Source organism: Bacillota bacterium (assembly GCA_013178045.1).
In the GTDB taxonomy this organism is placed as follows: Bacteria; Bacillota; Ch66; order Ch66; family Ch66; genus Ch66.
This window is the reverse complement of sequence record JABLXP010000019.1, coordinates 14,047-32,235: the sequence shown is the minus strand read 5'-3', so window position 1 is coordinate 32,235 and position 18,189 is coordinate 14,047. Positions and strand designations below refer to the sequence as shown.

At 55.8% G+C, this 18,189-nt stretch carries 19 protein-coding genes; 4 read left to right on the top strand and 15 right to left on the bottom strand.

All coding sequences use genetic code 11. The features are described from left to right. Positions 1-221: 221 nt before the first annotated feature. Together HPY81_08865 and HPY81_08860 are read left to right on the top strand one after the other, a co-directional pair. Positions 222-713, top strand: a complete 492-nt coding sequence (locus HPY81_08865) for a gamma carbonic anhydrase family protein (protein ID NPV27531.1) — start codon at positions 222-224, stop codon at positions 711-713. Between the two features lie 40 nt (positions 714-753). After that, the gene (locus HPY81_08860) at positions 754-1,983 is read left to right on the top strand and encodes an acetylornithine/succinylornithine family transaminase (protein ID NPV27530.1); all 1,230 of its coding nucleotides are present in this window, start codon (positions 754-756) and stop codon (positions 1,981-1,983) included. A gap of 145 nt (positions 1,984-2,128) precedes the next feature. On the opposite strand, the gene HPY81_08855 is transcribed toward HPY81_08860, so the two are convergent. Both HPY81_08855 and HPY81_08850 read right to left on the bottom strand, forming a co-directional pair. Next, complete coding sequence (locus HPY81_08855; GenBank protein NPV27529.1) at positions 2,129-2,665, bottom strand: nitroreductase; 537 nt, start codon at positions 2,663-2,665, stop codon at positions 2,129-2,131. Between the two features lie 110 nt (positions 2,666-2,775). Continuing rightward, positions 2,776-3,969, bottom strand: coding sequence for a pyridoxal phosphate-dependent aminotransferase (locus HPY81_08850; protein ID NPV27528.1), 1,194 nt, complete (start codon positions 3,967-3,969; stop codon positions 2,776-2,778). A 240-nt stretch (positions 3,970-4,209) separates the two neighbouring features. On the opposite strand from HPY81_08850, the gene HPY81_08845 reads away from it, so the two are divergent. Together HPY81_08845 and HPY81_08840 are read left to right on the top strand one after the other, a co-directional pair. Then, positions 4,210-5,340, top strand: coding sequence for a CotS family spore coat protein (locus HPY81_08845; GenBank protein NPV27527.1), 1,131 nt, complete (start codon positions 4,210-4,212; stop codon positions 5,338-5,340). A 57-nt stretch (positions 5,341-5,397) separates the two neighbouring features. Next, a complete protein-coding gene (locus HPY81_08840) occupies positions 5,398-5,754 on the top strand; it encodes a hypothetical protein (GenBank protein ID NPV27526.1) in 357 nt (118 codons plus the stop codon). 34 nt (positions 5,755-5,788) lie between these two features. Here the strand turns inward: HPY81_08840 and HPY81_08835 are convergent, their stop codons facing one another. From HPY81_08835 to cobM, 13 genes are all read right to left on the bottom strand, one after another. Then, positions 5,789-6,628, bottom strand: a complete 840-nt coding sequence (locus HPY81_08835; protein NPV27525.1) for an Asp23/Gls24 family envelope stress response protein — start codon at positions 6,626-6,628, stop codon at positions 5,789-5,791. A gap of 3 nt (positions 6,629-6,631) precedes the next feature. Next, entirely contained in the window at positions 6,632-7,264 is a 633-nt protein-coding gene (cobC, locus tag HPY81_08830; GenBank protein ID NPV27524.1) for an alpha-ribazole phosphatase, read from the bottom strand. A gap of 34 nt (positions 7,265-7,298) precedes the next feature. Beyond that, positions 7,299-8,453, bottom strand: a complete 1,155-nt coding sequence (locus tag HPY81_08825; GenBank protein ID NPV27523.1) for a threonine-phosphate decarboxylase — start codon at positions 8,451-8,453, stop codon at positions 7,299-7,301. Positions 8,454-9,293: 840 nt separating this feature from the next. Continuing rightward, the gene (cobD, locus tag HPY81_08820; protein ID NPV27522.1) at positions 9,294-10,241 is read right to left on the bottom strand and encodes a cobalamin biosynthesis protein CobD; all 948 of its coding nucleotides are present in this window, start codon (positions 10,239-10,241) and stop codon (positions 9,294-9,296) included. A 29-nt stretch (positions 10,242-10,270) separates the two neighbouring features. Next, positions 10,271-11,809: a cobyric acid synthase gene (locus HPY81_08815; protein ID NPV27521.1), complete on the bottom strand. Its 1,539-nt coding sequence runs from the start codon at positions 11,807-11,809 to the stop codon at positions 10,271-10,273. Positions 11,810-11,823: 14 nt separating this feature from the next. After that, positions 11,824-12,450, bottom strand: coding sequence for a bifunctional adenosylcobinamide kinase/adenosylcobinamide-phosphate guanylyltransferase (gene cobU, locus HPY81_08810; GenBank protein NPV27520.1), 627 nt, complete (start codon positions 12,448-12,450; stop codon positions 11,824-11,826). Between the two features lie 9 nt (positions 12,451-12,459). Continuing rightward, a complete protein-coding gene (locus HPY81_08805) occupies positions 12,460-13,851 on the bottom strand; it encodes a cobyrinate a,c-diamide synthase (GenBank protein NPV27519.1) in 1,392 nt (463 codons plus the stop codon). After that, entirely contained in the window at positions 13,845-14,486 is a 642-nt protein-coding gene (locus HPY81_08800) for a precorrin-8X methylmutase (protein NPV27518.1), read from the bottom strand. Before HPY81_08800 ends, HPY81_08805 begins: the two co-directional genes overlap by 7 nt. A 9-nt stretch (positions 14,487-14,495) precedes the next feature. Further along, positions 14,496-14,861 carry a cobalamin biosynthesis protein CbiX gene (locus HPY81_08795; protein NPV27517.1) on the bottom strand — a complete coding sequence of 122 codons (366 nt, stop codon included), beginning with the start codon at positions 14,859-14,861 and terminating at the stop codon, positions 14,496-14,498. Next, entirely contained in the window at positions 14,827-15,624 is a 798-nt protein-coding gene (gene cobK, locus HPY81_08790; protein ID NPV27516.1) for a precorrin-6A reductase, read from the bottom strand. Before cobK ends, HPY81_08795 begins: the two co-directional genes overlap by 35 nt. After that, the gene (gene cobJ, locus HPY81_08785; protein ID NPV27515.1) at positions 15,621-16,334 is read right to left on the bottom strand and encodes a precorrin-3B C(17)-methyltransferase; all 714 of its coding nucleotides are present in this window, start codon (positions 16,332-16,334) and stop codon (positions 15,621-15,623) included. The genes cobK and cobJ overlap by 4 nt, the downstream gene beginning before the upstream one ends. Then, entirely contained in the window at positions 16,298-17,422 is a 1,125-nt protein-coding gene (locus HPY81_08780; GenBank protein ID NPV27514.1) for a cobalt-precorrin 5A hydrolase, read from the bottom strand. Before HPY81_08780 ends, cobJ begins: the two co-directional genes overlap by 37 nt. 2 nt (positions 17,423-17,424) lie before the next feature. Then, positions 17,425-18,174: a precorrin-4 C(11)-methyltransferase gene (gene cobM / locus HPY81_08775; GenBank protein NPV27513.1), complete on the bottom strand. Its 750-nt coding sequence runs from the start codon at positions 18,172-18,174 to the stop codon at positions 17,425-17,427. Positions 18,175-18,189: the final 15 nt, after the last annotated feature.

Below are 18,189 nucleotides of genomic sequence, written 5' to 3'. Positions count from 1 at the left end.
GCCTGGAATAAAATGTTAAATTACATTGTGGTTTGGTTTTTGACCTTAATCTAGCGAAAAAAGAGTACATCTAAACGACTAACAATGTTTTACCTTTAACAAAAAAGCTAATTTTGCAAAAGGCTCAAATAACAACTTAAAAGATTCCAAAGATAAACTCTTTAGTCAGGGGGAATACAAAATTGATCATTGAACTGCCCACGCTCAACAAAAAACCACGAATTGCGGCCAATACCTGGATTGCCCCAACCGCCGTGGTCATCGGCGACGTTGAAATCGGCGAGTACTCCAGTATCTGGTGGAACACCATCCTGCGGGGTGATTCTGACAAAATCGTCATTGGTAAACACACCAATATCCAAGACAACTGTATCGTCCACATGAACGCCAATGACCCTGTTTACATCGGCAACTACGTATCTATTGCCCACAGCGCCATTGTGCACGCCTGCACCATTCACGACGGGGTGCTGATCGGTATGGGAGCAAGAGTTCTGGACCGGGCCGAGATCGGGGAAGGCTCGCTGATCGGGGCCGGCGCTCTCGTCCCCCCAAGAATGAAGGTCCCCCCGCGCAGCCTGGTGGTCGGTTTTCCGGGCAAAATAGTCCGCGAGCTATCAGAGGAAGAGGTGAAAAAACATCAGCAGACCTGGCTGATCTACGAAAATCGCTGGAAAACCCATTACAGCCAAATGCGCGTTATTGAGCGTTGACGCCTGGTGAGATTAAATTATTTGCCAAGGGGGATTGACCATGAGCCTAAATTATCAACAAGTCTTGCTGGAAGACATCCGGGCGGCTGATAAAAAGTATATGCTGCAAAATTATGGTGAACGGGATCTCTTCCTGGTCCGGGGGCAAGGAAGCTACGTGTGGGACGCGGAAGGCAAACAATATCTGGATTGCGTAAGCGGAATTGCCGTCAACGCCTTCGGGCACTGCTACCCGCCCATCGTGGAGGCGATCAGGGCCCAACTGGACCGATTCCTGCACATCAGCAACCTCTATCTCATTGAGACACAGCAGACCCTGGCCGCTCTGCTGGTGGAAAATACCGGCCTTGACCGGGTCTTCTTTTGCAATAGTGGCACCGAAGCCAACGAGGGAGCCATCAAATTCGCCCGAAAATACTGGTTCGAGCAGGGTCAGCCAGAGCGTTACGAAATTATAACTTTTCATAATTCCTTTCATGGTCGCACCTATGCCGCGATGGCAGCTACCGGGCAAGAAAAGTTCCGCCAAGGTTTCGGCCCTATGCCTGAAGGCTTCATCAACCTGCCGGTAAATGATGTCCCGCTCCTGGAAGACGCGGTGTCAGAAAGAACGGCGGCAGTCCTGATTGAACCCATCCTGGCCGAAGGGGGTATCATCAGCGTGAGCCAAGAATTCGCGAACGCCCTGGCCCACCTCCAGGAGCGAGGAGTGCTTTTAATCACGGACGAAATCCAGGTCGGCTTGGGCCGGACGGGTGATTTCCTGGCTTCTTCCGCTTTACACCTGCGGCCCGATCTCGTCACCCTGGCCAAACCCCTGGGGGGTGGATTGCCGTTGGGGGCAGTGCTCATGCGGGAAAAAGTGGCTGCGACGATCCACAGCGGTGACCACGGCACTACTTTTGGGGGCAACCCGGTAGCCTGCGCGGCTGGAGTAGCCGTGGTTCGCGAATTAACCAAACCCGGTTTTCTTGACTCAGTCAAAGAACGGAGCCAGTATTTACGGGCTAAGCTGGGTGAGTTGTTGCAAACAGGCACCCCTCAGGGCCTGTGCGGCCCGCTTTTGGGAAAAGGCTTCATCCTGGGGTTTCGCTTCGCTGGCGATTTGAGTGGACTCATTAAAGAATGTCGAAACAACGGCCTGCTGGTCCACCGGGCTGGCCGAGACGTAGTGCGGCTCCTTCCTCCTTTAAACATTTCTTATCCGGAAATGGATGAACTGGTAGAGCGGCTGGGCAAATCCCTGAATAGCAAATCCTTGAATAAATAAACAAAAAATAAACAAACGTGAAAAAGCTCCGTTTGGGATCAACGGAGCTTCGTTGTTACTGTTTCACGTTGCGCTTGGGTTTATTTGTAGATGTTTGGTGAATTGCCTAAGGCAGTACAGATATTTTTACCGCGGGGTTAACACCTCAGGCAATTGGTTGTCCCCATTGTTCCCAGAAGGCGATTTCTTCCAAAGACTTGCGCGGTCGGGGATTCGGTTGTTCCTCGGGATAACCCAACGGTGTTAAAGCCACCACCCGGAAATCCGGCGGTACCCCCAGGGCAGTCCTGACCAGGTCCTCATTAAACGCCCCGACTATACAAGTCGCTAAACCCTCGTTGGTCGCCGCCAAGGTCAGGTTTTCCAAAGCCAGCCCCGCATCGAGCATGTAATATTCTCGCCCGTTGACATTCCCCGAATCGTCTGGCTTCGCGCATAAGGCTACCACCAGCGGGGCCTGCAGAAAAGCTTTGGTCGCGGGGTTACCCTGGCGCAACGTCTCGCTTAAGGCCTGGCGTTTGGCAGCGTCAGCCACGACCAAAAATCGCCAGCACTGCTGGTTCTTCCAAGAAGGTGCTCTTCTGGCCGCGTCTAGTACGCGGATTACCTTTTCTTGCTCTATCTGGTCGGAGCGGTATTTGCGAATACTGCACCGGCTATTCACTACAGCGTAATAATCCATATTATTTATCTGTTCCTCCTTTCTGAAAATCTCCTTAATTCCTTAATCATTTTCATCTCCCTAATCATTTTCATCCTTCGTGGTGTCGGTTATTAGCGACATGGGAACTCCTAACTGAGCTGCGCCAGGATATGCTGGATCCTGTCCAGACCTTCCTTGATATTGGCAATTGAGGTCGCGTAAGACAAACGTATAAAGGCATCGGCGCCAAACGCGACTCCCGGCACGACCGCGACCTGCGCTTCAGCCAGGAGCAGGTCGGCCAGATCAGTGGAATTGTTGACCAGCCGGCCCTGATACTGCTTGCCGTAAAACCTGGATACATTGGGGAAGACGTAGAACGCCCCGCCTGGTTTGTTGCAGCTTACGCCGGGGATCGCCTTAAACCGCTCCACAATGTAATCGCGCCGTTTGGCAAATTCTGCCACCATTTCTTTCATGGGCTCCTGCGTACCAGTTAAAGCTGCCAGACTGGCCTTTTGCGCGATCGAGTTGACACTTGACGTCGCCTGGCTCTGCAGGTCGGCCATCGCTTTAGCCACTGGAGCTGGGGCAGCCGCGTAACCAATCCGCCAGCCAGTCATCGCGAAGGCTTTCGATACCCCGTTGATCACCACGGTCAATTCTTTCAGTTCTGCGCTCAAGGCGGCGATGCTGTGGTGAGTCAGGTTGTCGTAAAGCAGCTTCTCGTAGATTTCATCGGAAATGATCCCAATCTGGTGTTGTACCAGTATTTCGCCCAGAGCGGTCAGTTGATCTTTAGAGTAAACACCACCCGTCGGGTTACTGGGGCTGTTCAGAATGAAGAGGCGGGTTTTGGGCGTAATCGCCGCCCGCAATTCCTCAGGGGTCACCAAGAAACCGTTTTCTTCTTTTGTGTCAATAATGACTGGGATGCCACCAGCCAGCTTGATCTGATCAATGTAGCTCACCCAGTACGGAGCCGGCAGGATCACCTCGTCACCGGGATTAATGAGGACCTGGGTCACGTTGTACAGCGAGTGTTTGGCGCCAGACGAAACCACGATCTGACTTGGTTGATAATCCAGTCCATTATCTACCTTCAGTTTGTTGGCGATAGCTTCTCTCAATTCGTCGATGCCGGCTGCGGGGGTATACTTGGTGAAGCCGGCTTGGATTGCCTCAATTGCGGCGGCTTTGATGTGTTCTGGAGTGTCAAAATCGGGTTCGCCAACCCCAAAGTTGATTACCTTGATGCCGTCCTTCTGCATTTTTTTCGCTTTCGTATCAATGGCCAGGGTTGGGGATGGGCTGATGACCGCGGTCCGTTCTGCCAGTTTCATTACTTATTCCCTCCATCTCTTTCAGTAACACTTTAAACTTACATCTGTGGTAAATTCTATTCTACATCTGTTCGGCGTGTTCCTGTCGGTCAGGTAAAAAATACATGTATACAACGTCCAGTCTATTAATCCTCTGAAAATGAAGAAATATACGAACTAAAAAGCTAGAAGTAAGACCTTGCCGGTTATCACCCTTTAGCCCATTTGTTCATAAAATGGAACCGTGGGAGGTGACATTCCGTGTCTAAAACACGTAAGAAACTCCGAGAGCTCTGCCGCCAGTACGATCTTGGTGTGCAGATCCTCGAAACCTACGCCCTTTCCGTCCGCGATATTATTCCGGTACGTAAAGTTTTTCGCCTGGTCACGGACCGAGGGGATATATGTCTTAAGCGCTTCAACCATTCCGAGGACAGCCTGAATTTCTCCTTGTCCGCAATAAATCACCTGGTTACTCATGGTTTCACCCAGGTTGCACCTTTTCTCCCCACGCGCAAAGGTCAACCATATCTGAAGCTGAATAACCAGCTTTATGTTTTAACCAACTGGATCGATGGCCGCGAAAGCGACTACGCGAATCCGGCTGACCTGCGGATTGCCGCCCGGACCCTGGCCAATCTTCATTTAGCCTCCCAGGGTTTCGTACCGCCCCCTGGCCACGATCATCGCGTCAGATGGGGAACCTGGCCGGACACCTTCCGCAACAGACGCGATGAATTAATAACCTTCGCTGAACAAATTCGCCGCCAGGCGTCCCTAACCCGTTTTGATGTTGCTTTTCTCAATCACGTAGAGCAGTATGTGACCCAAATAGAATTGACTTTAACTCAACTGGCCGCTTCACCCTACGAGATTCTGGTAGCTCGGGAATCAATGATGGGTGGCTTCTGCCACCACGACTTTGCCCATCACAACTTGGTGATTACCAACGGTGGGATCGGTTACGTGCTGGATTTTGATTACGCCATCTGTGACATCCGTATTCATGATATTGGCAGTCTGATCCTGCGCGCACTCAAAGCCGCCGCTTGGGATTTTGGCCAGGTTGAACTTGTCTTACGTGCTTATCAAGAAGTTAGCCCTTTGAGTAAAGAGGAACTAGCCGTTTTGCAGCCGTTCTTTACCTTCCCTCAGGATTTTTGGCGGATTGCGGTCGATCACTACTACGGACTCAAACCCCACTGGCCGCAGGCGAAATTTCAACGGAAACTCGATCGCATTCTGGATAATGAACCATACCGGCAGGCCTTTTTAGAAACATACGCCAGGTACTTCGAGCAGGCAGTTGAAAACTCCTCCTGGCAGACCCCCCGGCTTGTCGTGCACAGCCGACCCAGAATCTGGCGTCTGGCTAGTCCCACGATGGCATAGGGCGCAGCCACAACTTCGATCGTTCATGATATTGAGGGTAAGCCAACGTCAGAGGATGTGATCACCTTGCCTTCCCGTTTCCTGGACAAAGTGCCACAGTACATTAAGCCGTTAACCAGCATCATGACCAAGCCGCCCCCTGCGCGTCCCCCGGTCGAAAATGCCACCTGGTGCGACCGCATCAACCTCTCCCTGGGTGAACTGACGATTATAGTCGAACGGTATTCGAAACTGCCGGTCCCGCATGAGGTTTCCGCCATCGTCCCCCGGGTGGAAATCCGCCGGTCAGTGAAAAAAGAAGGGGAATTTGCGGCCAGCTCGGAAGTCCTGCTCAACAGCATCACCGTGGTTCATGCACCCCGCCATCCCCCGGCTGGTGAGAGCAAGCGTAGAATCAACATCAAGTATCAATAACCTAACTCGCCGGTCATCGTCAGCGCGACCAGGTCTACCTGACCCTTCGAGGTTTTTTTTCTGGAAAAGTGAGTCCGCCCGCCGTGATGTTGAGTTGGAGTATATTGATCCCTGTCCAATATTCAACATTTTCCACAATCCGGCGCTGAACACGGGAAAGAACATCCACAAACCGGTCGCCGTAGATCACCACTACACTGAGGTTGATGATCACTCCCTCGCGCTGATTGGAGATTTCCACCCACTTAACCTCCGGGATGCGCGGCTCGTCAAGGGCCACCCGCTTGACCAATGTCGCCACCACACTGTCGGATACAATCAGTTTGCCCAAATAACTGAAAACTGGCCGGACAATTGACTGTTCTCCTAGCTTCACCGGCGGGGCCGCCGGCCGGAAACGAAAAATTTTCATCGCCTCAACCAGGTATCCCGAGAACTGTTTTTTTACCTCGACGGTTGGCACCGGGATGACGTGTTTTTTTTCCTGCTGCCTGACTCGCCGGGCCTGTTCAATTTCCTGCGGGGTAGCCACATCACTGATGCGCAGGACGGAAGTTGGGTCGGGCAAAGCCAGCGCCTGCGTGATGCGCTTCACCATGTTCGTGGAAGTACCAATGATTAAAAGCTTGGTTGGCTTTACCTGTTCGATGGCCGCCTTAACCTCGGTCGCGTGGGCCGTATCCATAAAAAGGGCCCGTTTTACCGCCTTGATTTTATTGACTTCCCGTTTGGCCGAATACCCGGCCAGAATTCGACCATCTTTAATCAGCAGGCCATCGTCAATCAAGGCATCAATCTGGTGATCATGGACCACATTCAACGCGCGGTGACTCTTCCCGGTACCTGTCGGGCCCACAAAGGCTATTACTTCCAAAACTTACTCTCCTCCATTATGGCTGTCAATCTCGCTTAAGTGTTTGGTATCACCAATGACCTGGACCACCGGTTTACCGTCGATATAATCAACGATAGTTAAACCTGAATTCCCAGGCACATAGTGCCACACCGAATTTAAATCAAGCCCTAGAAAACGGCACAAGAGAACCGCAATGACTCCACCATGAGTAACCAGCACCACGGTGCCTTCAGAATGGTTGGCTAAAATTTTCTCGACAGCCTCCCCCGCCCGCTGCGCCAGCTCCCGAAAGGTCTCCCCTTGCGGTAGTCGAGTATTGGCTGGATCTTGCAGCCACCGTTTGCGAATATCGGCATACCGCCGCCCGATTTCTTCGAAGGTCAAGCCTTCCCAAGCGCCAAAATTGATCTCGCGCAGTTCAGACATCTGCACGACCGGCAGATTGTGTTTACGGGCAATTACTGCGGCAGTCTCGTAAGCCCGGGAGAGGTCACTGGCGTAGACAGCCACCACCGGTTTGTCCCGCAACCGTCTGGCCACCTGGACTGCCTGCTGCCAACCCAACTCGGTCAGTTGGACGTCAGTGTGGCCCTGATACTTTCCTTCCTTGTTCCACACCGTCTCACCGTGTCGCACGATAATCAACCTGAGCATAGGTGTCGCCTCTCTCTTGCGAATCGTTGTATTTCTATCTCGACAGCACCTCACCAAGGGCTTGAATCAGCCGCTCATTTTCTGAGCGCGTCCTTACGGCCAGCCGCAAAAAGTATGGGTTAAGGCCGAAAAAAGTTCGACAATCACGGACCAGAATCCTCCGTTCCGCCATCAGCCGCCAGACTTCGGTGGACGTGGGTCCCGTCGGCTCTAATCCCACCAGAATAAAATTAGCGGCCGGTTCATATACCCGCAGGCCCAGGTCAGCCAGGGACTTTGACAGGTAAGCCCGTTCTGCCACCAGCCAGGCTTTCGTCTGCCTGGCGTACTCCTGGTCGCGCAAAGCGGCTACCCCGGCCATTTGTGCCAGAACATTCACGCTCCAGGGCACCTGTAAACGACGAAGACGCTGACCGAAAACTGGCTCGGCAAGTAAGTAGCCGAGGCGTAATCCCGGTAAGGCGTAGAACTTGGTCAGGGATTTCAACACCATCAGATTCGGTCGGGATAACACATCCGTTACAACCGAATACTGGCTGCTGTCGACTACAAAATCCATGAACGACTCATCGACGACCAGGGTCATCCCCCGGGTAGCACAGTAGTCAGCAATAGCCAAAACATCACTTCGGCGCACGAGGGCACCCGTCGGATTATTGGGATTACAAAGGAAAACCAGATTAAACTGGTTCGCCGCTTCCTCTCGTCGTAAATACGCGATAAAGGCCCCAACATCCAGACAAAAATCCCTTTCAGGCAATAAGAAGCGCCGCGCCACTCCACCGGGGCGACTCTTCACCGCCAGTTCATACTCGCTGAAGGTTGGTGCCGGAACCACCGCCCGTGCCGGCTCAAAAGCGCTGGCCAGTAAATAAATCAGTTCCGCTCCGCCATTGCCAACCAGCACGTAATCCCGGGGTATCCCAGTTTGCTGACTGATCTCGTCTTTGACTTCATTCGCTTCCGGGTCTGGATACCAGGTTACTGCCTCCAGGTTATTGGCCAGAACACGCCGGACACTGGCCGGTAATCCCAAAGGGTTGATATTGGCACTGAAATCTAGGATCTCCGCCGGCTCGTATCCATAAAACCGCGCTGCCGCCCAACGGTTACCTCCATGGAGACCAGGTCCGCTGCCTTCTTTGCCAATGCTCATTTCCCGCTCCTTTCCGCCGGCCCAACTGGGCACCCGGCTTCATCATACCATCAGACCAAAGATCTGGCAAGAACTCCCCCTATCAGCCGCTGGTCGCCCGGGCCACCAGCACCAACAAAACCGTCACTTCCACCAGTTCATTGACTGCCCCGTAACAGTCACCCGTTAACCCGCCGAGTCTGGAATTGAGAAAGAAAGCCAGCGAACTAGTCACCCCAAAAGTAACGGCGGCCGCCAGCAATCCCGGCCAGCGCCAGAGCCAACCAATCACAGCCAGGGTAATCACCGTGGCAACAAGCAGTTCTTGCCAGCTAACGTAGTCAGCAAACGGTTTGCCAGTGCCTGGACCCGAGCGAGCATAGGGGTACGAATATATAGCAACCACCATGGCCCAACGGCTCAAGACCGGCACCCCAAGGAGACTGGTCCCGACCAGCCCGGCCGGGATGGCGCCGAGCAGGACAAATTTAAGGAGGTAGACCAGGCCGGCCGCCATCACCCCCATTGAACCCACCCGGCTGTCCCGCATGATCTCCAACATTCTTTCCCGACTTCGACCACTGCCGATCCCGTCAGCGGTATCCATCAAGCCATCAACGTGCAGTCCGCCGGTGACCAGCACCATGGTGACTAAAACCAACGCTACCGCCACATCAGAGGGAAATATTTTGTCTGTCAGGATATAGACACCACTGAGAATCATTCCAATCAAGACGCCGACAATTGGAAAAGCTGCCGCCGATTTGCCTAAATCCGCCGGGGCTAGTTCACCCGTGACCGTGACCGGGATTCTGGTTAACAGTTGTAGAGCGATGAGTGTTCTGCGCAGCATAGCTCTCCGTCCTCTTTTTATTTTAATATTAACCCGCTCGCCTAGTTCACCCACCAGCACCAGGCAGCGCCCATCGCGACGCCGAGCCAGGCCGCCACCCGCATCATGCTGACTGCCGCCAGAATATCTGATGGTACGATTGGCCGTCGGGGATCGCCCAGGTAGGGACGAAAAGAAGGCACCCCGCCGTAACTGTTCCAACCACCCAGTCTGATTCCCAGCGCGCCGGCCACAGCTGCTTCCGGATAACCGCTGTTCGGGCTGGGATGCCGCCGAGCATCGCGCCAGGTTAACCGCCAGGCCTCACGACCATCCTGACCACAGATCCAGGCGGCGATAGTCAGTAAGGCAGCAGTCAGGCGGGCCGGGATGAGGTTGGCCAGGTCATCCAGTCTGGCCGAAGCCCAGCCGAAATAACGATACCGCTCATTACGGTAACCCACCATGGAATCGAGGGTGTTAACTGCTTTGTAGGCCAACGCCAGCGGGGCTCCCCCCAAACAGGCGTAAAAAATAGGCGCGATCACCCCATCTGCCGTATTCTCCGCGACCGTTTCCACCGCGCCGCGGACGATTTCTTCGGGCGGCAGGTCAACCGTGTCCCGACCCACCACCCAGGACAAACATTTCCGCGCCCGCTCCAGATCCCCCGCCACCAGCGGCTGGTAGATGTTCAGGCCGGCCTGGGCCAGACTCTTTGTCGCCAACGTCGTCGCCAATAGCCAGAGGGAAAGCCCCCACCCCAGCCAGGGGTGAAGCTGGTTAGCCAGACGCAGCAGGGTGAAAGCCAGCCAATACGTGCCGCTCACCACCAGCCCGGTCAAAACCACGCCCGCCAACCGCTCCTGCCAAGGTTTACGACCGAATCGACGCAACCACCCTTCCAGCCAGGTAATTGCGCCACCGATCATGACTACCGGATGCGGGAGAACACGGGGATCACCGATTAACAAATCCAGGACAAAAGCCAGCACAATTTGTATTGCCATGTCAAAAGAAGCCTCATCTCTAAATCAAACTACAAACCGAGCAAGTCATAGATTCGCTTCAGGTCGAGGTGTTCTCGAAAAAATGCCGCCAGCCGATCGTAACGGTCTTCCTTGAGCTGACGATAATCTAAATCAACCTCGCCCTCCACCGGCGTCCACCCTTTGCGCATCCGCAACGTGTTTAACCATCGCCGCCGAAACTCGGGTTGGTCAAACAGCCCGTGGATATACGTTCCCATCACGCGACCATCCAGGCCCACTGACCCATCCGTTTCGTGCACCGTTTTCCCTGAGCGTTCCTCAATGAGACACAGGTTTTGCGCCATGGGGCCCAAAGTTGTTTTGCCCATATGGATTTCGTAACCCGTCAGCCGCTGGCCAGCCAATGCGGACCAGCCGCTTAGCCCACTCACTACTCGCGCCTTGACCTGATGGGTGACCTTTTCCCGGGCAAAGACGGTTTCAACATCCAGCAAACCTAGACCAGGCAGTTTGGCGTGGTCCGATTCCACCAGCTCAGGGTCATGTAACCATTTGCCTAGCATCTGATACCCGCCGCAGATGCCAACCACCATACCCCCGGTTTCCGCTCTGGTCACAATTGCCTCAGCCAGGCCGCTCTCCCTGAGGTAGAGCAGGTCAAGGGCGGTATTCTTCGTGCCGGGAAGAATGATTACATCGGGTTCGCCCAGTTCATCTCGACGCTGGACGTACCGTACCCTGGTTTGCGGTTCCCGAAAAAGAGGGTCAAAGTCAGTGAAATTAGAAATCCGGGGTAGCATAATCACTGCAATGTCGATATTTCCCTCTTCTCGCCCCGGCTGGTCAACCCTACCGCGCTGTCGCCCCGCAGCCAGTTCTTCCAGGGCGACCGAATCTTCTTCTTCAATTTCCACGCGGGTGTAAGGAATTACCCCCAGAACCGGTTTTCCCGTCCGCTGTTCCAGCCAGTCCAGCCCTGGTTTGAGTAGACTTAAATCACCGCGAAACTTGTTAATAATGAAACCAGCCACCCGGTCACGTTCGGTTGACGTCAGCAGTTCCATGGTCCCTACCAGAGAGGCAAACACTCCGCCCCGGTCAATATCCGCTACCAGGAGCACAGGTGCATCTGCTAATTCAGCCACCTTCATATTGGCGATATCCTGGTCCTTGAGATTGACCTCAGCCGGACTGCCGGCCCCTTCGATGACAACCACCTGGTACTGGCGACTGAGTTCTTCCAGAGCGTGCTTCACGATTGTGATCGCTTGGGGAAGGTATTCATGCCGGTAGTTCTGGGCACTCATATCTGCCACTGGCCGCCCGAGCACCACCACCTGAGCCACCTGATCAGCTTTGGGTTTGAGTAAGATGGGATTCATGAGGACGCTGGCAGGAACGCCGGCCGCTTCCGCCTGGACTCCCTGCGCCCGACCGATCTCTCCCCCTTCAGGGGTAACATACGAATTCAGAGCCATGTTTTGCGATTTAAACGGGGTGACCCGGTACCCGTCCTGTTTAAAAATTCGGCACAGGGCCGTACAGACAACGCTTTTACCTACATGGGATGAGGTCCCCTGGATCATAATCGCTCTGGCTGTCAAACGTTTCGACCTCCTTGTTCACCATTTTGCCGGGCGTCCAGGTGCTTGATCTCGAGCGGGATGCCAGCCACCACCAGATAGACTTCGTCTGCTGCGGCAGCCACCATCTGATTAGCTCGTCCCAACAGGTCGCGATACAGTCGGCCCAGTGGGTAGCCAGGCACGATCCCCAGCCCAACCTCGTTAGAAACCATAACCACTTGCGCTGAACTCTGTTTGGCCGCTTGGACTAATTCAGTCACCCGGCCCAGGACTGAATTTTCTATTTCTTCCAGGTTAAGGTCGGCGATCTGAGCAAGATCCGCCCGATCCAGTTCGGGGTAAGCATCCAGCAGGAGGTTAGTCAGCCACAAAGTCAGACAATCAATCAGAATCGCCTCTACCTCATCAGCCACCCGCTGGACGGCGCGAGCCACCTCCAGCGGTTCCTCCACCGTCACCCACTGCGCTGGCCGGCGCTGCTGGTGAATCTTCACCCGCGCGATCATTTCCTCGTCTCGAGGTACACAAGTAGCCAGATAAGCCACCCGGTTGCCCAGTCGGCCGATCAGTTCCTCTGCCCACCGGCTTTTCCCACTGCGGGCGCCGCCAGTCACAAAAATCAGCTTTCCTCTCACTGTCATTCCCCCCAACTATGTTCCCGCCGGACCCGCCGCACACCACCGAAGAAAATTATCCGCCAGCTGAGGATTACCGGCAAAATTAAGATGCAGGTATGAAGCCAACAGGTGGCCTTTCGCGTAACCTTCCACGCTCCGTTTTTCCCCGGTGGCGGTGTATAGTTGATACGCGGGTGACTGGTCATGATAATCTACCACCGAGTAATGAAACTCGTGGCCGCGAACCACCGTGCCAGGCTCCCCAATGACCGTCGACCGAAGCAGCCGGCCTTCCCGGTACCCCAGACCAGCCAGTCGCTCGGTCATGCGGCTTATGGCCGGCACCAGGCCTACCCCGGCATGGGTGTCTCCGTTCAGGTCGATGATCCGCTCGCACAAATACATTAGACCACCACATTCAGCATAAATCGGTTTTCCCATCGCCCAAAACCGCCGGATGCTCTCCATTAAGCGAACATTTCGTGTCAGTTCAACGATAAACATTTCTGGGAAACCACCACCGATATACAAACCATCAACCCCGGCCGGCAGCACCTCATCCTTTAAGGGACTGAACTCAACCAGGCGGGCCCCCAGAGTTTCCAGGGTCTCCAGGGCATCCTGGTAATAAAAATGGAAGGATTCATCTCTGGCCACCGCTAGCGAGACATTAAAGCACGGCGTTACTGGTAGTTCCTCACTCGGCCCTAAGTCAAGCGCGGGTGCTGCTTCCGCCAGGGCAACCAGTTGGTCCAGCGCGAGGTGTTCGCTTACCATTTGCCCTAAATGCTTGATATACGCGCGGTTATCCTCCCCGCGGCAGCCGCGCTCTACCGCGGGAATCAACCCGAGGTGTCGCTCAGCCAGGTTAAGCTCCTGATCCAACGGCACTGTCCCCAGGACCGGGAGCCCGACTTCCTCTTCAATGGCGGTCTTTAACCCCTGACAATGAGCTCGACTCCTTGTCTGGTTGATAATCACCCCGACCAGATCAATCGTGGGGTCAAAAGTGGCAAATCCGTGCACCAGGGCGGCCGCGCTGCGGGCCTGGCCGCTGCCATCAATAACCAGAATCACCGGGAGCCTGAGCAGTCGGGCCACATGAGCGGAACTGCCCACCCCGCGGGTCGCCTGGATACCATCAAAAAGACCCATTACCCCTTCGACAATGGCCAGGTCTGCTCCCTGGGCCCCCCGCACAAACTGCCGGGCCACCTGGTCTTCCCCCAGCAACCACACGTCCAGGTTCCGTGGCGCCCGACCGGTCGCCAGGGCATGATAGCCAGGATCAATGTAATCGGGACCAACTTTAAAGCCTTGCACGCGGTAACCCTGGTTCGCCAGGGCAGCCATGACTCCCGTGGCTAAGGTGGTTTTGCCGACCCCGCTGTGGGTGCCAGCGATGAGTAGGCGCGGGATCAGCATAAGCCGTCTTCCTCTCCGGCCAGAGCAATCAGGGCATTCACTATCGAGGCCGCGATATTGCTGCCACCCCGCGTGCCTATGAGGGTAATAAAGGGGATCTCCTGGCTGCATAAAATTTCCTTGGCCTCCGCCGCGCCAACGAAGCCCACCGGCGTCCCAATGATCAGGGCCGGTCTCTTTCCTGTTTCCCGAGACAGGCGCAGAACTTCGACCAGGGCGGTAGGCGCGTTGCCAATGACCACCACATTGCCCCACAACAGCTCCTGGTGGAGACGCATGGCCAGCATCGCCCGGGTTTGTCCCAGTTCCTGGGCCCTGCGCGTGACCTCTTTTTCCTGGATGAAGCACTCCACCCGGCCGCCCCAATCGCTTAAACGGCGCTGGTTGATCCCGGCTCTGACCATTTCCACGTCCGTAATCACCACCACCCCCTGGCGGATGGCTGCTACCCCGACGGTCAGCGCCTGGGGATGCCACACAACCGCTTCCGCCAGGCTCGGGTCACCGGTGGTATGGACCACCCTTTTAATCAGCGCCGCCTCGGCCTTCGACCAGCCCCGCTCCCCCAGCAGCTCATCAATGATCTGCATGCTGCGCTGTTCTATTTCCTGTGGATTGGTGTAAAAATGAGCCAACGCGTCCATCTAGATCACCTCCCAAATCCGGTCACAGGCCAGCGCGGCCAGGCGTGGATCCGGCCCCAGGTGCCTGGCGAAGATGATCTGGACGTGGGGCAGGGCTGCCTGCACCTGAGCGATTTCCTCGGGAATGTCTTGCGACATATGCACCCCGCGAAAAAGAAAGATCGGTACGACAATAATCCGTTCGGCCCCATCAGACGCTAATTGCGTTAGAACCGCAGGTAGATTTGGTTGCCCGTGGCCCAGGAAAGCCGGCACAACCAGCTCAAACCGGCTCATTTCTTTGATCATCACCGCCAGGTCCCGCAGGCCCTGGTTCGCCTCCTCGGCCCGGCTACCGTGACCGAGAACCACCACTGCAGTCTTCATCCTGTTCACTTCTCCTTAACCATTCTAAAACCGCCGGCACTGAATAGACCACGTGAGGGTAATTCAGGGCCGGTCGGTTGACAACAACAACAGGGAGCCCTAAATCTAGAGCCGCGCTTACTTTGCTCTCCACGCCACCCGCGTCGCCACTCTCCTTGGTCACGATGACGTCGGCCCCGTAAGCTTGAAAGATGGCCCGATTTAATTCCCGGCTAAACGGCCCCTGCATGGCGATAATATCTGAACCGGGAATGCCCAGTTCCGCGCAGGTCCGGATGGCTTCGGCATTGGGCAAAACACGCACAACCAGGCGTTTACCGGCGCGAGTACCGGTCATAAAGTCAGCCAGGTGCCGGGTACCGATCGTTAAAAAGATGGTGTCGCCCAACTGGCCGGCCAGTTCCACCGCCGCTGTCCACGAACACACTCGATAAATTAGTGGATGCGCCGGCAAACAAGACGACGGCCGCTCCAGGCGCAGGTAACCAATCCCCAGCTGGCGGCAGACCTCCACAGCTAAATGGGAAACCGCCGTCGCGAAGGGGTGACTGGCATCGACGACCAACCTGATCCCCCGTTCCTGAACCAATTCCGTCAATCCTTCAGGGGTCAAGCCCTCCGCCCTGACCTCCAGAAAGTCACCGGGGCCAATCAATTTTGCGCCATACTCAGTGGTCGTCGTGGCCAGCACCGCGTATCCCGCCTGGCTGAGACAGGTGGCCACCTCCCGTCCCTCAAGCGTCCCAGCGATGACCAGGATCATAGCGCGTAACCCCGGGGTGTAACCAGCCACTTCCCCAGCACCCGTGTCTGCGAATTACCGATAATAACCGTACAAAACATATCAATGGGCTCGGTGGTGAACTCAGCCAGATTAGTCAGGGTCACCTGACTTTCTCCCCGCTTGGCGTTTCGAACAATCCCTACCGGGGTGACGGGGGCACGGTGCCGCAACAGCACCTGCTGGACCTCATCAATCTGCCGTACCCGGGTTTTACTTTTGGGGTTATACAGCACCAGGACCAAGTCAGCCAGCGCCGCCAGTTCGACCTTTTTTATGATGCACTCCCACGGATTCAACCGGTCGCTCAAACTGAGGACGGCAAAGTCATTCATCAATGGAGCACCGAGGCAAGCAGCAGCGGCTTGCGCGGCTGTCAATCCCCCCACAATCTCTACTGGGATATCCGGGTCGGTCCCTAACAACTCCAGGACCAGGCCCGCCATGCCGTACACCCCCGGATCGCCACTACTGACCACAGCCACACTTTTCCCCGCCCGGGCCAGCGCGACCGCCTGCTGGCATCGTTCGACTTCCTGGGTCATGCCGGAAGCAATCAAGGTCTGCCGGACAATCAAGGGGGCGATGAGATCCAGATAAGGTCGGTAACCGATAATCACCTCCACCTCTTCCAGGACAGACCGGGCCTGATAGGTTAACTGGTCGAGATCCCCTGGTCCGATTCCCACCACCCAGATCTTACCTCGGCCAGGGCCACCGTCACCCGGGGGAAACGGGTTTTGGGCAGGATCAAGCGTGGGTTCCCCGTTCCCAGTAAACAGGCGGGTTCGCACACTCCATCAACTCCTATCTTGTCTTTCACCATTGGCGACCTGCTCAAGCCCGAGTCCTCTTCCCAGGCACGAGCAAGGTCATCGGGTTGATAAAATTCAATCGGTACCCCCAGCGCCGCAGCCGCCTCCAGGATACCAGCCTCGTCTGCTTTGAGGGCAATAGTCGCCAGTTTTCGCAACGACTGGCGGCTGCGGTTGGCCAACTTGAGCGCTGCCGTGACGGCTTCCAAGATCTCCGCCCGACTAACCCCCCGCCGACAACCGATGCCGGCGACAAGCGTCCGCGGTCGCACAAAAAGATACGCTCCTCGCGGCAAGGGCACATTCTGACTGGTGAGCAGGACCACTTCGTCAGCCGATTCCGGTTGGTACTGTGCCAGCGGAAAGACACGGTACCCGCCCGTCGCCCAGTTCGCCGGCTGGTCAGGCAGGGCAAGGTCAGTAAAAATTGGCAGTTCCTCTCCGTTCACCAGCGCGGCATTAACCGCGGGAAGCCAATCCAGCGGTTCCAGGGTAGCTCCCCACTCGCGCGCCAGCACATCAACCGCAATTTTTCCCCGCACTTCACTGGCCGTGGTCACTACTGGTACGGCGCCAAGCTCGGCCGCCACCCTTTCCGTAAGCCGGTTGCCACCCCCCCAGTGGCCGGCCACCAGACTGATGGCAAAGCGGGCCCCTTCATCAACCACAATTACCGGTGGGTCGGTGGTTTTATGCTGCAGTAAGGGCGCGATTACTCTGACCACAAGGCCGGTCGCCATGACGCAGATAAGCGCTTGATACTGGTGGTAGATCTCCCCGAGCAGTTGGGTCAAGTTAGAGGAATACAGGTTCACCTGGCGATCACCGGTCACGCTGGCATAGCGTTGGACAATTTTCATGGGTACATAGACATCCACCTCATCACCCAGAACCGCCAGTCTTTCCCGCAGCCGACAGCCAACCGACGTCCCCCTGCGGGTTAAGGTCACAATCGCGATCTTCATCATCAACCCCGGCTTCCGTGGCTGAAATCAGGGTGGTACAGCTTTGACCTGGTCCCCCGTTCTCTCAGGAAATCCCCCACCAAAATCAGCGCCGTCCGGGTGATGCCGGCCGTGGCCACCTTGCCAGCGATATCCGCCAGCGTGCCGCTGATTACTCGTTCCTCGGGCCAGGAAGCCTTCTCGATCACCATCACGGGGGTTTCCGCGGGATAGCCTTCAAGTAACTGGTTAACCACCTCCGCGATGTATTGCACACTTAGAAAGAGACACATACTGGCCCGGTGTCTGGCCAGTTCCCCTAATCTCTCCTTTTCGGGGACTGGTGTCTGTCCGTCCAGGCGGCTGATGATGACCGTTTGGCAAACCTCCGGCACTGTATACTCGCGCTTAATTGCCGCGGCAGCGGCCAGAAATGAACTCACCCCGGGGATAACCTGGTAGGGGATGCCGTGCGCGGCCAGTCGGGTCATTTGCTCCTGGATAGCTCCGTATAGACTGGGATCGCCGCTGTGCAAGCGGACGACGCGCTTGCCCGCGCGGACCGCCTCTACCATGACCGTCAGCGTCTCCTCCAGCGTCATTTTCTGGCTGTCGAAAAGTTCGACACCCGGTTGACAGTAGTCGAGGACAGCCGGGTTAACCAACGAGCCGGCATAAATCACGGTATCAGCGCTTTGCAAAGCGCGCCATCCTTTGAGCGTAATCAGTTCCGGATCGCCCGGCCCCGCTCCAACAAATGTGACTTCACCCATTTCACGTTCCTCCCA